The 13,199-nt window shown below is 62.1% G+C and carries 13 protein-coding genes; 5 read left to right on the forward strand and 8 right to left on the reverse strand.

All coding sequences use genetic code 11. The annotated features are described in order from the left end of the window. The first annotated feature begins 59 nt into the window (after positions 1 to 59). On the forward strand, positions 60 to 875 hold the full coding sequence (locus AC1DXN_RS23115) for a class I SAM-dependent methyltransferase (RefSeq protein WP_477271357.1): 816 nt from the start codon (positions 60 to 62) through the stop codon (positions 873 to 875). 9 nt (positions 876 to 884) lie between these two features. On the opposite strand, the gene AC1DXN_RS23120 is transcribed toward AC1DXN_RS23115, so the two are convergent. Continuing rightward, a complete protein-coding gene (locus tag AC1DXN_RS23120; protein ID WP_477271359.1) occupies positions 885 to 1,379 on the reverse strand; it encodes a DUF2244 domain-containing protein in 495 nt (164 codons plus the stop codon). Positions 1,380 to 1,401: 22 nt separating this feature from the next. Here AC1DXN_RS23120 and nth point away from each other — a divergent pair, with 22 nt between their 5' ends. Next, complete coding sequence (gene nth, locus AC1DXN_RS23125; RefSeq protein ID WP_477271361.1) at positions 1,402 to 2,205, forward strand: endonuclease III; 804 nt, start codon at positions 1,402 to 1,404, stop codon at positions 2,203 to 2,205. Here nth and AC1DXN_RS23130 read toward each other — a convergent pair. Next, positions 2,199 to 2,654, reverse strand: coding sequence for a DUF2214 family protein (locus tag AC1DXN_RS23130; protein ID WP_477249181.1), 456 nt, complete (start codon positions 2,652 to 2,654; stop codon positions 2,199 to 2,201). The genes nth and AC1DXN_RS23130 overlap by 7 nt on opposite strands. Positions 2,655 to 2,857: 203 nt before the next feature. Here AC1DXN_RS23130 and AC1DXN_RS23135 point away from each other — a divergent pair, with 203 nt between their 5' ends. After that, positions 2,858 to 3,391 (forward strand): GNAT family N-acetyltransferase, encoded by a 534-nt coding sequence (locus AC1DXN_RS23135; RefSeq protein ID WP_477271363.1) that lies wholly within the window; start codon positions 2,858 to 2,860, stop codon positions 3,389 to 3,391. Between the two features lie 66 nt (positions 3,392 to 3,457). Continuing rightward, on the forward strand, positions 3,458 to 4,558 hold the full coding sequence (locus tag AC1DXN_RS23140; RefSeq protein ID WP_477271365.1) for an OmpA family protein: 1,101 nt from the start codon (positions 3,458 to 3,460) through the stop codon (positions 4,556 to 4,558). Between the two features lie 24 nt (positions 4,559 to 4,582). Here the strand turns inward: AC1DXN_RS23140 and AC1DXN_RS23145 are convergent, their stop codons facing one another. From AC1DXN_RS23145 to AC1DXN_RS23155, 3 genes are all read right to left on the reverse strand, one after another. Next, positions 4,583 to 7,063 carry an EAL domain-containing protein gene (locus AC1DXN_RS23145; RefSeq protein ID WP_477271367.1) on the reverse strand — a complete coding sequence of 827 codons (2,481 nt, stop codon included), beginning with the start codon at positions 7,061 to 7,063 and terminating at the stop codon, positions 4,583 to 4,585. A 335-nt stretch (positions 7,064 to 7,398) separates the two neighbouring features. Beyond that, complete coding sequence (locus tag AC1DXN_RS23150; RefSeq protein WP_477271369.1) at positions 7,399 to 7,875, reverse strand: NUDIX hydrolase; 477 nt, start codon at positions 7,873 to 7,875, stop codon at positions 7,399 to 7,401. Positions 7,876 to 8,004: 129 nt separating this feature from the next. Next, positions 8,005 to 8,280, reverse strand: coding sequence for a hypothetical protein (locus AC1DXN_RS23155; protein ID WP_477271506.1), 276 nt, complete (start codon positions 8,278 to 8,280; stop codon positions 8,005 to 8,007). A gap of 254 nt (positions 8,281 to 8,534) precedes the next feature. Between AC1DXN_RS23155 and AC1DXN_RS23160 the strand changes: the two genes are divergently transcribed. After that, positions 8,535 to 9,119 (forward strand): invasion associated locus B family protein, encoded by a 585-nt coding sequence (locus tag AC1DXN_RS23160; protein ID WP_477271371.1) that lies wholly within the window; start codon positions 8,535 to 8,537, stop codon positions 9,117 to 9,119. A gap of 27 nt (positions 9,120 to 9,146) precedes the next feature. Here AC1DXN_RS23160 and AC1DXN_RS23165 read toward each other — a convergent pair whose 3' ends face one another. Genes AC1DXN_RS23165 through kdpC form a run of 3 tightly spaced genes read right to left on the reverse strand, consistent with a single transcriptional unit; the run spans position 9,147 to position 13,198 of the window. Beyond that, positions 9,147 to 9,839, reverse strand: a complete 693-nt coding sequence (locus tag AC1DXN_RS23165; protein ID WP_477271373.1) for a response regulator transcription factor — start codon at positions 9,837 to 9,839, stop codon at positions 9,147 to 9,149. Further along, complete coding sequence (locus AC1DXN_RS23170) at positions 9,836 to 12,571, reverse strand: DUF4118 domain-containing protein (RefSeq protein WP_477421672.1); 2,736 nt, start codon at positions 12,569 to 12,571, stop codon at positions 9,836 to 9,838. The genes AC1DXN_RS23165 and AC1DXN_RS23170 overlap by 4 nt, the downstream gene beginning before the upstream one ends. Positions 12,572 to 12,631: 60 nt before the next feature. After that, on the reverse strand, positions 12,632 to 13,198 hold the full coding sequence (gene kdpC / locus AC1DXN_RS23175; protein ID WP_477271377.1) for a potassium-transporting ATPase subunit KdpC: 567 nt from the start codon (positions 13,196 to 13,198) through the stop codon (positions 12,632 to 12,634). Between the last annotated feature and the right edge of the window lies 1 nt (position 13,199).

Consider the following 13,199-nt stretch of genomic DNA (forward strand, 5'->3'; position numbering starts at 1 on the left):
AACTTGCCTTCCTGGCGCGCATACCCAGATAGAGCTGGCTTTGAGCTGAGGAGGCGATCATGGCCGGCGAGAAAGTAAATCTGACCGGGGCAAAGGAGACTTTGCTGATGACGCTCTACGGCAAGGCGAGGGAAAGCAGGTTGCCGAATTCGCTGCTCAGGGATCATTTCGCCGACGAGGCGGTGCGCAAGATCGACTATGATTTCTCCAGGCTCAAGGTCGACGACAATCTCGGCGTTGGCCTGGCGATCAGGGCGAAGACACTGGACGTCCGCGTTCAGGACTTTCTCGCCAGAAATCCCGACGCCATCGTGCTGCATCTGGGGTGCGGGCTCGACACGCGGATATTCCGCATCGATCCGCCAGCCGGCGTGGAATGGTTCGATGTCGACTACCCGGAAGTCATCGAACTCAGGCGCAGGCTCTACCCGTCCCGAGGTCACTACCATCTCGTCGCCTCGTCGGTGACCGAGCCGGATTGGCTGACCAAAGTGCCCCGCAATCGCCCGGCCGTCGTAGTGATGGAGGGGCTGACGCCCTATCTTCCCGCCGAAGAGGGGCCGCGCCTGTTGTCGCGCCTTGTCTCGCATCTTGCCAGCGGCGAGCTGATGTTCGACGCCTACAGCCGCTTCGGCCTGAAGCTGCTTCGGCTCAATCCAACCATCAGGGCAACGGGCGCCGAGGTCCACTGGCCCATCGACGATCCGCACGAGCTGGAGCGAGCCGTTCCGAAGCTGCGCTTCATCGACGACATCTCGGCCTACAGCCCTGAACGCACTGCTGGCTTGGGTTGGTCCGCGAAACTGTTTATTCAGCTTTGGAGACATATCCCCGCATTGCGCAAGGTCGGCAGGATCTTGCGCTTTCGATTCTAAAACGCCGGTTCAGCGGGTCTTCGCGGTCGCCAGCGCGCGCGAAAAAGCGGTGGCGAAACTTTCGCGGGAGTCGGGGTCCAGGAAAGACCCGATCGGCACATTCTGTCCTTGCGCCACCACCGCCATCTTGGTGATGCCGATCTCGGCGTGGCGGGCGATCGAAAAGCGCGCCCAGAACGGATTGAAGCGATGCGCTTCCGATTTGCCCGACGGCGCCGTCTTGCGGATGTCGAGGGCGGTGCGCGAAACCGAGACCTCTTCGCGGGCGCGAGCGGCACGATAGTTGGCGCGGAAGGCGATGTAGACGGCGATCACGTCGAGGCCGAAAAAACCAAACACCGGCCAGGCGCCGCGCGACACGAAAAACGCGCCGGTCACCAGCCAACCGAACAGCAGCGCCCCCATCAGCACGGCAAAGCCGGTTTTGCCAAGCGAGCGGTGTGGCGTCAGCAGCGCCCGGAAGAAGGGTTCGTCAGCCTGGAATGAGGCGTTTGTGTCGCTCATGCGGGAATACTATAGGAAGGGAATGGCGAGCCCCAAGTCCAAAAAATTGTCCGCACCCAAAAATGAATTGCCGCCTGGCCGTCGTGACGGCTCGAACGCCAAGCCACGCCCCAGGCCGGCGCGGCCCGGTTCGCTCTACAACGCGGCAGAAGTGCACGAGATTTTTCGGCGGTTTTCCGTCCAGCGGCCGGAGCCGAAGGGCGAGCTCGAACATGTCAACGCCTTCACGTTGCTGGTGGCGGTGGTGCTTTCGGCGCAAGCCACCGATGCCGGCGTCAACAAGGCGACGCGGGCGCTGTTCAAGGTTGCCGATACGCCGCAAAAGATGCTGGCGCTGGGCGAAGCCAGGGTTGGCGACCACATCCGCACCATCGGGCTGTGGCGCAACAAGGCCAAGAACGTCATTGCGCTGTCGCAAGCGCTGATCCGCGATCATGGCGGCGGGGTGCCTGACGAGCGCGACGACCTGGTCAAGTTGCCGGGGGTCGGGCGCAAGACCGCCAATGTCGTGCTCAACATGGCCTTCGGCCAGCACACGATGGCCGTCGACACGCATATTTTGCGCATCGGCAACCGGCTTGGCCTGGCCCCCGGCAAGACGCCGGAACAGGTCGAGCAGGGCCTGTTGCGGATCATTCCGGACGAATATATGCGCCATGCGCATCACTGGCTGATCCTGCATGGCCGCTATGTCTGCAAGGCGCGCAAACCGGACTGCCCGGCCTGCGTCATCGCCGATATCTGCAAGGCGCAGGAGAAGACGACCGATGTGCCGGCGCCGCTGGTCGAACTCGCGCCGCTCGGCCCGCCGGATGAAATTCAGTAGCCGTAGCCGCGCGCCATCGCTGCCGCGAAGACCGGGATCAGCAGGAAGATGAAGGCTTCGGCGCGGATATAGGTTTTCACAGAAGCGAGCTCAGCTGCCGGCACCAGGAAAGCGGGATTGGCGCTGGCCTGCCGGTTCCAGGAAATGAAGCGGATGGTCGGGATGATCGACAACAGGCCGACAATGGCGAAGGCCGCCATTTTTGCCCAGAACACCCAGTTGTAGACATAGAACTCCCAGCCCTTCAGGCCGTAAAGGACGCGGCCGATGCCGACGATGACGATCAGCGTGGCGATGATGCCATAGTGGCGATCGATGCCGGCAAGGCGCTTCAGTGTCGCGGCAGGCAGGTCGCCACGGATCAGGACAAACTCGGCGCCGATGATGCCCGCCAGCGAGAACACCAGCAAATGATGGACGATGGCAAGCACAAGATCGGTGGTGTCCATGTGTTCCCTCACTTTGGACGGCCGGCGCCGAACCGGCACGTGGGCCATTCTCAAATCGACTGCTGGCGAAAGGTTGCATCGTTCGGCAAGATTCCCATACCCGCAGCCTATGTTCGCGGCTGACATAGGGCCGGGCCAGTTGCTGGCCCTTGGTATCCCTCAGGCTGTCTGCTAGTCGCCAGCTATCCCAAGCGAGGCATGTCATGAGCGCTCTTCAAACACGATCGGCTCCGGTCATCGAGACGCAACGAACCATCCTGCGGGCGCACCGGTTGGGCGATTTCGACGCCTATGTGACGATGTGGGCTGATCCTGTCGTCACCCGTTTCATCGGCGGCAAGCCGCGCACGCGAGAAGAAAGCTGGATGCGCTTCCTGCGGCATGCCGGCCTGTGGTCACTGCTGGGCTACGGCTTCTGGGCAATCGAGGACAAGGCGACCGGCCATTTCATTGGGGAGGCCGGCTTGCACGATTTGAAGCGTGATATGGAGCCGTCGATCGAAGGCATTCCAGAAGCCGGCTGGGCGCTGGCTTCGCACGCACACGGGCAGGGGCTTGCCAGCGAAGTCGTCGGGCGGACTCTCGCCTGGGGCGACGAGACATTCGCAAGAACCGTCTGCATCATAGATCCGGAAAACACCGGCTCGCTGAATGTCGCGGCAAAGTGCGGTTACAAGGAATTGCTGCGGACCACCTATCACGATGCGGCGACGATCCTGCTCGAACGGCGAGTGTGAAGCGCGTCATCGACCGGACATGCATGCTCTGCTAGGCGTCAATTTTCATCCGAAGAGGGGCGACCGATGGGTGCAATGAGGGCGACAATTGTAAAGTTTTTCTGGGCGGGACTTGTGCTCCTGGTGACGGTGCGGCTGGCGGCAGCCGACGCGACAGTGCCAACCGCCGATATTGAAGGCGCTGCCGACAATCATCTGGCCAAGCGCTACGAAGGTTCGTTCATCGTCTCCTATCAGAAGTCAGCCTTCACCGACTTCAACGTGCCGCTGTCGGCGCTGAAGCCAAGCGCCGATGCGGACGCGCGTGATGCGATGAACAACCGCGTTTTCGCGCCGGACAAGAAGGCCGAGGTCGAGGGCGCCTTGACGCGCATAGCCTATGTGCTGCCGGCCGAGCGCTCGCCGCTCGAAGTGCTGCGCAACTATCAGGATGTGGTCGAGGGGGCCGGCGGCGAAGTGCTGTTCGAATGCAAGAAGGAGGAATGCGGTGGTGCCGCCGACCGTTCGTCGAGCGGCGGCGGCGGCGACATGAGCCTGACGATGTATTTCTTCCATGAGAGCGATCTCAAGGATGCGGCTTTTTCCAACGGCGCTTGTGCGTTGGCCTCGGGCATCAACGATCAGCGCTTTTTCGCGGCCAAGGTGCCGCAGGACGGGGGCGACGCCTATGTCACCGTGCAGACCTATTCGCTGACCGACGATCTCTACTGCAAGGAACTCAACGGCCGCACCGTCGCCGTCGTCCATGTGCTGGAGCCCAAGGCGCGCGACAAGAAGATGGTGGTGGTCGAAGCGGCCAAGATGGCGGATTCGCTGACCGCGACCGGCAGCATCTCGCTCTACGGCATCTTCTTCGACACCGACAAGGCGGACATCAAGCCGGAATCGGAGCCGACGCTGAAGGAGATTTCGACGCTTCTCGCCAATGAGCCCAAGATGGCGGTGATCGTTGTCGGCCACACCGACAATCAGGGCGCCTTCAACTACAATCTCGACCTGTCGTCGCGGCGGGCGCAAGCGGTCAAGGCGGCGCTTGTGTCGAAATACGGCATCGACGCTGCGCGGTTGACGGCCGCCGGCGCCGGCATGATGGCGCCTGTCGCCAGCAATGACGATGAGGCGGGCCGTGCCAAGAACCGCCGGGTGGTGCTGGTCAAGCTGAACTGAGGAAGCCGGCTGCGGCTTCTGTGGTCATCCGGCCTTGCGCAGCTTGCGCGCAAGGGCGCTCCACAAATCGTCGTCAAGAGCGGGCGGTGCTGCTCCCGGGCTCAGCAACCGCGTCGAGGCATCGAAAGGTTGCGGCCGGGCGATGGCGAAGCCCTGGGCGTAGTCGACGCCGATTTCCTTCAATGCCGCGACAATGCCTTCGCTTTCGACGAATTCGGCGATGGTGCGCTTGCCCATCACCTTGCCGATATGATGGATCATCTCGACCATGGCACGGTCGATCCGGTCCTCCAGCATGTCCTTGACGAAGCTGCCGTCGATCTTGAGGTAGTCGACAGGCAGGTGCTTCAGATAGGCGAAGGAAGACATGCCGGAGCCGAAGTCGTCGAGGGCGAAGCGGCAGCCCAATTGGCGCAAGTCTGCAATGAAGCGGATGGCGTTGGCGAGGTCGGCGATGGCACTGGTCTCGGTGATCTCAAGGCAGATCATTTTCGGTGGAATGCTGTGGACGAGAAACTGTTCGCGCAGGAAGCCGAGGAACGTCTCGTCGCCGAAACTCGCTCCGGAAAGATTGATGGCGCAGGTGGCGATGGGGGCGGCTTGCGGATCGGCAAGGCGGGCGGCCAGAATGCTCAAGGTGTTGCGCACCACCCAACGGTCGATCGACGGCATCAGGCCGTAGCGCTCGGCCGCCGGAATGAAGCTGGCTGGCGAAACGATGAGGCCGTCCTCGTCCGTCAGCCGCAACAGGATCTCGATATGAGCGCCGGCTTCCGCCGCTGCCCCGTTGAGCGGCCAGATTTCCTGGGCATGAAGCTTGAAACGGTTCTCCTCCAGCGCTGCGTGCAGGCGCTGAACCCAGGCCATCTCGCTGAAGCGCTCCCGCAAGGCCATGTCGCTGTCGCTATGCAACTGAACCCGGTTGCGGCCCTTTTCCTTGGCCATGTAGCAGGCGACATCGGCGGCTTGCAGGGCCTCCTCGAGCGTGATCTCGCGATTGGTGATCTGAACCATGCCAATGCTGACGCTGATGTTGAACTGCCTGGCGCCCCAGGCGAAATGCAGATCCTGCACGGTCGCGCGCAGCCGTTCGGCGATGCTGGCAGCGAGATCCGGTTGGCAATCGAGCAGCAGCACGCCGAACTCATCACCACCCAACCGGGCCAGGACGTCGCCTGGTCTCAGTTCATTGCCGAGCAATACGGAAATCTGCCGCAACAACTGATCGCCGGCGGCATGGCCACAGGTATCGTTGACAAGCTTGAACTGGTCGAGATCGAGATACATCAGCGCATGCTGGCGGGACTGCAGTTCCGTGATTGCCTTGTCCAGGCGGCTTTCGAAGTCGCGGCGGTTGACAAGCCCGGTCAACGCGTCGTGCGACGCCTGCCATGAAAGCCGCTCGATGTACTCCTGTTCACGCCTCATGTCGTGGAAGGCGAGGACCGCGCCGACGACGCGCCCGGAAACGAGGAGTGGCGCACCGGTCAACGCAACGGGAACAAGTGAGCCGTCAGCGCGCTGCAGCAGTTGCGGGCGGACGTTGGCGCCGTGCGGCTCACCGGCCAGCAGGCGCTCCATCAACTGAGGCTCTTCGACGCCAGTGTCCTTGTCCACCAGCCGAAACAGCGACGCGACTGGCTTGCCCTTGGCCTCACTAAGCGGGCATGCCAGCAGACATTCCGCCACGGAGTTCATATAATCCAGGCACCCGTCTGCTCCGGTGCTGATGACGGCCTGTCCGATGGAAGCCAGCGTGATCTGGGCACGCTCACGTTCGGTGTTGAGGGCGTTCTGGAAAGCCCGGCGCTGCGCCAGGAGTTTGCGGGTGCGCCAAACCGCAAGCACGATAAGCAATGCGGCGGTGGCGAGATTGGCCATCATGAGCGCCATCATGATGAAGCGGGATCCCTCGCCGAGACTGTCGGAAAAAGCCTTGGAGAGCGGGCCGATCTGGTGGTCGAGCTGATGAATTTCTGTCTTCCAGGCACGGATTTGCGCCGCGGTGACCGGTTCCTGCCTGAAAGTGCGATGTATCGAGTCGCCCAGTCGGTCGAGGTCAAGGATCATGCTGTCGGCAGCCGTCCAGTGCCGGATGGCCGTGTCGAGATAGCTGAAGCCGCGAAAATTCTGGAACAGCCAGATCATCCCCGTCACGTCATCCGCGTGATTTCCGCCTTGCAGGAATCCGATGCGAGCGGCGTTCGTGTCCGGTTCGGATTGCTCGAGAGCAAGCCGCGCCGCATGATCGGCCAGCGGAATTGCGATGGCTGCGCGATACTCGCCGAAGAATTCTTCCCTGCCGGTGCCGGCATAGAGGCTGAGAAAATAGATCGCGTGTTTCTGGCCCTTCGACCACTGGCTTTCACCGCCGACATAGGCGCGGACTGCCGACAGAGTGTAGAGGCTGCCGCTGGCGACCATGGCCTGAACAAGGACGACAATGATGAATGGCCAGACGAGCCCGAGAAGACGGGGGCTGGTGTCTGTCTGCGAAAGCTTCATCGAGCTTCCATGGAGATTGCCATGACCCCCGTTAACTTGCCTGCCGAGTGATGCAGATGTCGATGAGGGCGATGCCCTTGCCTCATGTCGCCTGCAAACAGCAACAGCAATCCGAGTAGCATGCCGGTCTTAACGGCCAATAAATTCTTCGGGTTTTTTGCTTCTAGAATCGCTTGTCTTGGCAATTCACATGTTACGTCGCGTCAGGTAATAGATGTTTAGGTAAAGTTTTATCATATTCGATTTTCTTCAAGGTGCAGTCATTGTACGGATTCTGCAAGGTTATAGAGCAGTTGACCCGGCTGCGTCACATTGCTTTACAAGCTTCGCGAAATTCAAGCCGGGTTGGCCGCTGCGGTTTCGGGTGCCTTCAAAGCGCTGACGAGGGTTGAAAGATCCGGCTCGTCGATGAGCGACGCCGCGTCGGCCGGGGCCAACCACGCACGCTGCCGCCTCTTGGCCTCCTGCCAGTCGGCGAGCTCCTCGGTTACCTCAAGCAAATAGACAATGACGTCGACGTGGACGAAGCGGTTCGCCAGCCGTTTCCAGTAGGAATAGGTGCCGGCCGGCTCCTTCAGGATCTTGCCGAGAACACCGGCTTCTTCCTGGGCTTCGATCATCGCCGCCTTGCGCCCGCTCTTGCCCTTCATCGGCCAGCCCTTGGGCACGATGAAGCGCTTTGTCGTGCGCGACGTCACCAGCATGATTTCGATATCGCCAGCTTGGCCCAGCCGAAAGGGAATGGCTGCAACTTGGCGGATCCGTTCGCCTTTCTTTGCCTTGCGGACCGCTTTCTTCTTGGTGGCTGCCATTGGTGAGAATCCAGTCGAAGCAATGCCCCATAACGCGATCAGGCACCGCTGCAAAAGCCAAAACCGCCTTTGCTCCAGGCAGCATCACAATCACATAAGTCGGCTAAATAAATGAAAAGCGCCGGCTTGTCAGCGACATACGGTGACAAAACCGCCACCCGACGGCTGCAGCTGGCAGCTTGGCTTGATCACCGGCACAATCGGCCGTTGCGGCGGTACGATCTCGCGGTCCTGGGCACGGAACTGCTGTTGCTGCTGCTGAAATTGCTGCCGCTGCAGTCTGTTCTCCAGCATCTGCAGTTCGTTTTGCTCGACCAGCGCATTGCGATTTGTCGGGATGACGACCTGCGCCGAAGCGTACGAGGTTGCAACCGGCACAAAGGCTGTTGCCAGGATTGCCGTCATCAAGACCGACGAAAAGCGAAGCGGCGACATGCACTCATTCCCGTGCAAAACAGAACCTTCCTAGATATAGGGCGTTTGTCCCGATGTGCCATGGTCAAGGGTCGACCACAGCCAAATTGGTGGGGTCGTCGCCCAAGAATCTGCCTGGCGATCCGGCGTGGCTCTTGACGGAAGCGGTCGTTTCGCCGCTCTATCGCGTCGGTGCCTGCCTGGGCTCAATGGCTTGCTCCGAACCAGGGCAATAGGGGATCTCGATGAGAAGCAAGCGAGCATATTTCTTGGCAATGCTTGGCGCGGCCTGCATCGCCGGATCGGTGGCGTTTGCGGCGCAAACCAAGGGTGACAAGGTGGTGGCAGCTGCCGCCGACGCAACCAAGCCACCGCAACTGCCCGGCGGTGCGTCGGCCCTGTCCGAGACCCATGGCGACTGGATCGTCAATTGCCAGATCACTGGCACGACCAAGGTTTGCAGCCTGTCGCATCAGCAGTTCAACAAGCAGACCAACCAGCGCCTGCTGGCGATAGAACTGTCGAGCAAGACCGGCGACGATGCCGCCGGAACCCTGGCCCTGCCGTTCGGCCTGGCCCTGGCCAAGGGGATTGCGCTTTCGATCGATGACCAGAAGCTTGAGGGCAGCCTGCAGTTCAACACCTGCCAGGCGGTCGGGTGCTTGGTGCCGGTGACGTTCGATGCCAACGTCACGCCCCTGCTCGCGGCAGGCACGACCTTGAAGATCGATGCGGTCGCGGCGGACACGCTGCAGCCGGTCAGTTTTTCCATCCCCCTGAACGGCTTTGCTGGTGCGCTTGCCAGAACCGCGGAACTGTCGGCCGACTGAGCGTCGACAAAGCAACGTGCTTCGCCTTCACTCGACTTCGCGAAGGCGATAGCCGACGCCGGTTTCGGTGGTGATGTAGCGCGGCTGGTCGGGGCTCTTTTCGATCTTCTGCCTGAGCTGGCGGACATAGACCCTGAGATACTGCACGTCGGTCGAATCGCCCCACACCTGTTTCAGCAGAAAATGGTGGGTGAGCACCTTGCCGGCATGCTGCACCAGGATGCGCAGGATGTCGTATTCCTTCGGCGACAGCTTTATCTCCTTGCCCTCGACCTTGACGATGCGCTTGACCAGATCGACGGTGAGGTCACCGGTGTGGAACACCGGCTTCTCGCCCTGCTGCTGGAATTTGTGGCGGAGGGCCACGCGAATGCGCGCGACCAGTTCGTTCATGCCGAACGGCTTGGTGACATAATCGTCGGCGCCGAGTTCCAGCGCCTGGACGATGCCGGCCTCGTCGGTGCGGCTGGACAGGATGACCACGGGAATATCGAGGCCGTCATCGCGCCATTTGCGCAAGAGGTCGTGGCCGCTCATGCCGGGCAGGCCGAGATCGAGCAGGATCAGGTCCGGCCTGTCCGTCTCCACGATCTCAATCGCGGCCTTGGCGTTGGGTGCCTCGCTGATCGCATAGCCTTGGCTGCCGAGGCCGACGCGAAGCAGTTTTCTGATTGGCGGCTCGTCGTCGACGACCAATATCCTGACGTTCGAATTGGTCATGCCAAGTCGCTCACATCCTGGTCATCAACATTGGCGTCGACGACATCGGGCAGTTCCGCCGCCACCGGCATTCGGATGGTGAAAACGGCACCCGAGCGGTCGGTCCGGTTTGCCGCCGCAATCGTCCCGCCCATGGCCTCGATGAAGCCGCGGCAGATCGACAAACCAAGCCCGGTGCCGGCGCGGACCTGGTCGCCCTTGCGCACCCGGTAGAACGTATCGAAGATGCGTTCGAGATCGCCAGGGGGAATGCCCGGTCCCTCATCCATGATCTGCAGGGTGACGGACCCGTTGTCGACCCAGCCCTGCAGCCGGATCGTCGAGCCCGATGGCGCGTATTTTGCGGCATTGTCGAGGAGATTGAACAGCACCTGCTCGAACAGGACGGGGTCAAGCCGCAACATCGGCAGATCCGCGGGAATGTCTATCTCGGTCTTGTGCTCGCAGATGATCTTCTTCGCCCGACGCAGCGCGGAACCGACAATGTCGCCGACATAGTGGAAGGCATAGTTCGGCTCCATGGCGCCGGATTCGATCTTGGTCATGTCGAGCAGATTGGCGATGAAGCGGTTCAATCGCTCCGATTCGTCGAGCACGGTCGACAGCAATTCCGCCCGGTCTTCTTCAGGAAGAGCCGGCGCAAATTCGCGGAGCGTGCCGGCCGCGCCCATGATGGCGGCAAGCGGCGTTTTCAGATCATGGGAAATGGAGGTCAGCAGCGCTGAGCGCAGGCGGTCCGCCTCGGCCGCAAGCTTGGCCYGGTCGACGTCGCCGACGAGCTGAATACGCTCGATGGCGACAGCCGCCTGGTCGGCGAGCGCATCGAGCAGCCGCTGCTGCTCGGGCGTCAGCAACGGACCTTGCCTGTCGTTGTCGAGGCCGACGACACCGACCGCCGTGCGCCCGGTCCGCAACGGCAGATAGAGGCGTTTAGCACCAGGCAGCGTGTCGGCGCCGCGCCCGGCGGCACGGTTGTGCTCCCAGGCCCAGCGCGCGGCCGCGATGTCGGCCTCGGCCAGCGTGTCGTCGGGCGGATAGCCGGCCTTGACGGTGATCGTTCCGTCCTCCGGCAGGAGCAGCACCACACGCAGCTTCAGCATCGAGGCGATCTGGAAGGCAGTGGCCCAGAGCACGTCGTCGAGCGTCCCGGCGCCAGCAAGCTTCTTTGAAAAGAGATAGATGTCTTCCGTCGCCCGTGCGCGTGAGCGGGCGGCGACCGCCTGACGCTGCACCCGCGCCGTCAGGTTGCTGGCGATGACGGCAACAACGAGGAAGACGGCGAGGGCGACGATGCTCTCCGGATCCCGGATCGTCAGCGTGTAGCGCGGCTCCAGGAAAAAGTAGTTGAAGGCGAGGGCGCTGACGAGACAGGCGTACAGGGCCGGCCACAGACCGCCGGTCACCGCCGATGTCAGCACGCCGATGAGAAAGATGATCGCGAGATTGCGAACGTCGAGAAACTGGTCGAGCAGAACGGCAAAGGCGAGCGAGCCAGCAACGAAGGCCGTCGCTTTGAGATAGGGCCAGACATCGAACTGCCACTGCTCGTCCGCCGCCTTGACGCTCCTGGCGCTGGCCTCGTTGCCTCGATCGGTTCCCGAAATGACATGGACGCTGATGTCGCCGGCATTGCGGATGAGATCGTAGGTGAGCGAGCCCTCGATCAGTTCGCGCCAACGCGATCGCGTCGGCCTGCCGATGACGATATGGGTGAAGTTGTTCGCCGTCGCGTGGCGAACGATGTCCTGGGCGACGTTCTGACCCGGAATGGTCGTCACCTCGGCGCCGAGCTGCTCGGCAAGGCGCAAATGCGTCGCCAATCGGTCCTTGTCCTCCTCGGACATGGCGGCCGAGCGAGGTGTATCGACATTGAGCGCCGTCCACGGGGCACGGAGCCGGTCGGCCAGCCTGCGCGCATAGCGGACGCGGGCGGCCCCGCCTGGACGCGCGTCGACGCAGACGAGAACCCTTTCCCCGGCTGCCCAAGGTCCGGGGATAGCATGGGCCTGCATATGGATCAGCAATTGCTCGTCGACGCGCTGGGCGGTGCGGCGCAACGCCAGTTCTCTCAGCGCCGTCAAATTGCCGGGCGAGAAATAGTTCTCGATCGCGCGCTGGGCAGTGTTGGGGAAATAGACCTTGCCCTCTTCGAGCCGCTTGATCAGGTCGTCGGGGGTGAGGTCGATGATCTCGACGTCGTCGGCCTGATCGATGATGGAGTCCGGGACGGTCTCGCGGACCCTGACGCGGGTGATCTGCGCCACGACGTCGTTCAGGCTTTCGACATGCTGGATGTTGAGCGTCGTGTAGACGTCGATGCCGTGCGTCAGGATTTCCTGGACGTCGAGGTAGCGCTTGGGATGGCGGCTGCCCGGCGCATTGGTGTGGGCGAGCTCGTCGACAAGAACGAGAGCAGGGCGCCGGGCGAGGATGCCATCGATATCCATCTCTTCGAGGATGCGGCCCTTGTAGTCGACTTTCTGGCGCGGGATGACCTCGTAGCCCTCGACCAGCGCCAGGGTTTCCTTGCGGCCGTGCGTCTCGACGATGCCGATCACCACGTCGATGCCGTCGGCCAGCCTGGCGCGGCCCGACATCAACATTTCGTAGGTCTTGCCGACGCCCGGTGCCGCGCCAAGAAATATCCTCAGGCGACCGCGCGCCTCCCGCTCCGCATGATCAAGCAGCGCGTCCGGGGAAGGTCTGGTTTCGTTGCTTCTATCTTCCGGCATTGGCATTCTTGTCGATCATGAATGGCGCCGGGGATGCTGTCGATCCCCGGCTGGTACCATTCACTCTTTCGCGGCGTCCAGCGCAAGGTTGAGCGCCAGCACGTTCACCACCGGCTCGCCCATGAAGCCGAGTTCGCGATCCTCGATGTTGCTGTCGACCAGCGTCTTGACCTTAGCCTCGTCGACACCCCTGGCCTTGGCCACCCGGGCGACCTGGAAGTAGGCCGCTTCCGGACTGATATGCGGGTCCAGCCCGCTGCCAGAGGTCGTGACCAGATCCATCGGCACCGGCTGGTTCGGATTTTCCGCCTTCAATTTTTCGGCGTCGCCCTTGATGCGGTCGATCAGTTTGGGGTTAGTCGGGCCGAGGTTGGTGCCGCCGGAGGCGGCGGCGTTGTAGCCGTCCCCGGCAGCCGAGGGCCGGCCATGGAAATACTTGTCGCTGGCGAAGCCCTGGCCGATCAGTTCGGAGCCGATGACCTTACCGTCCTTCTCGATCAGGCTGCCATTCGCCTGATGCGGGAACAGAGCCTGGGCGATGCCGGTCATCCCCAGGGGATAGACCAGGCCGGTCAGGACGGTGAAGAAGACGATCATGACGATCGCGGGTCTAATTTGCTTGAGCATG

It is taken from the genome of Mesorhizobium sp. P2_H9, assembly GCF_056403215.1.

What these genes read in the sequence shown, in the direction of transcription:
- AC1DXN_RS23115 (WP_477271357.1), top strand. Translation starts at nt 60, where the DNA reads ATGGCCGGCGAGAAAGTAAATCTGACCGGGGCAAAGGAGACTTTGCTG.
- AC1DXN_RS23120 (WP_477271359.1), bottom strand. Translation starts at nt 1,379, where the DNA reads ATGAGCGACACAAACGCCTCATTCCAGGCTGACGAACCCTTCTTCCGG.
- nth (WP_477271361.1), top strand. Translation starts at nt 1,402, where the DNA reads ATGGCGAGCCCCAAGTCCAAAAAATTGTCCGCACCCAAAAATGAATTG.
- AC1DXN_RS23130 (WP_477249181.1), bottom strand. Translation starts at nt 2,654, where the DNA reads ATGGACACCACCGATCTTGTGCTTGCCATCGTCCATCATTTGCTGGTG.
- AC1DXN_RS23135 (WP_477271363.1), top strand. Translation starts at nt 2,858, where the DNA reads ATGAGCGCTCTTCAAACACGATCGGCTCCGGTCATCGAGACGCAACGA.
- AC1DXN_RS23140 (WP_477271365.1), top strand. Translation starts at nt 3,458, where the DNA reads ATGGGTGCAATGAGGGCGACAATTGTAAAGTTTTTCTGGGCGGGACTT.
- AC1DXN_RS23145 (WP_477271367.1), bottom strand. Translation starts at nt 7,063, where the DNA reads ATGAAGCTTTCGCAGACAGACACCAGCCCCCGTCTTCTCGGGCTCGTC.
- AC1DXN_RS23150 (WP_477271369.1), bottom strand. Translation starts at nt 7,875, where the DNA reads ATGGCAGCCACCAAGAAGAAAGCGGTCCGCAAGGCAAAGAAAGGCGAA.
- AC1DXN_RS23155 (WP_477271506.1), bottom strand. Translation starts at nt 8,280, where the DNA reads ATGACGGCAATCCTGGCAACAGCCTTTGTGCCGGTTGCAACCTCGTAC.
- AC1DXN_RS23160 (WP_477271371.1), top strand. Translation starts at nt 8,535, where the DNA reads ATGAGAAGCAAGCGAGCATATTTCTTGGCAATGCTTGGCGCGGCCTGC.
- AC1DXN_RS23165 (WP_477271373.1), bottom strand. Translation starts at nt 9,839, where the DNA reads ATGACCAATTCGAACGTCAGGATATTGGTCGTCGACGACGAGCCGCCA.
- kdpC (WP_477271377.1), bottom strand. Translation starts at nt 13,198, where the DNA reads ATGCTCAAGCAAATTAGACCCGCGATCGTCATGATCGTCTTCTTCACC.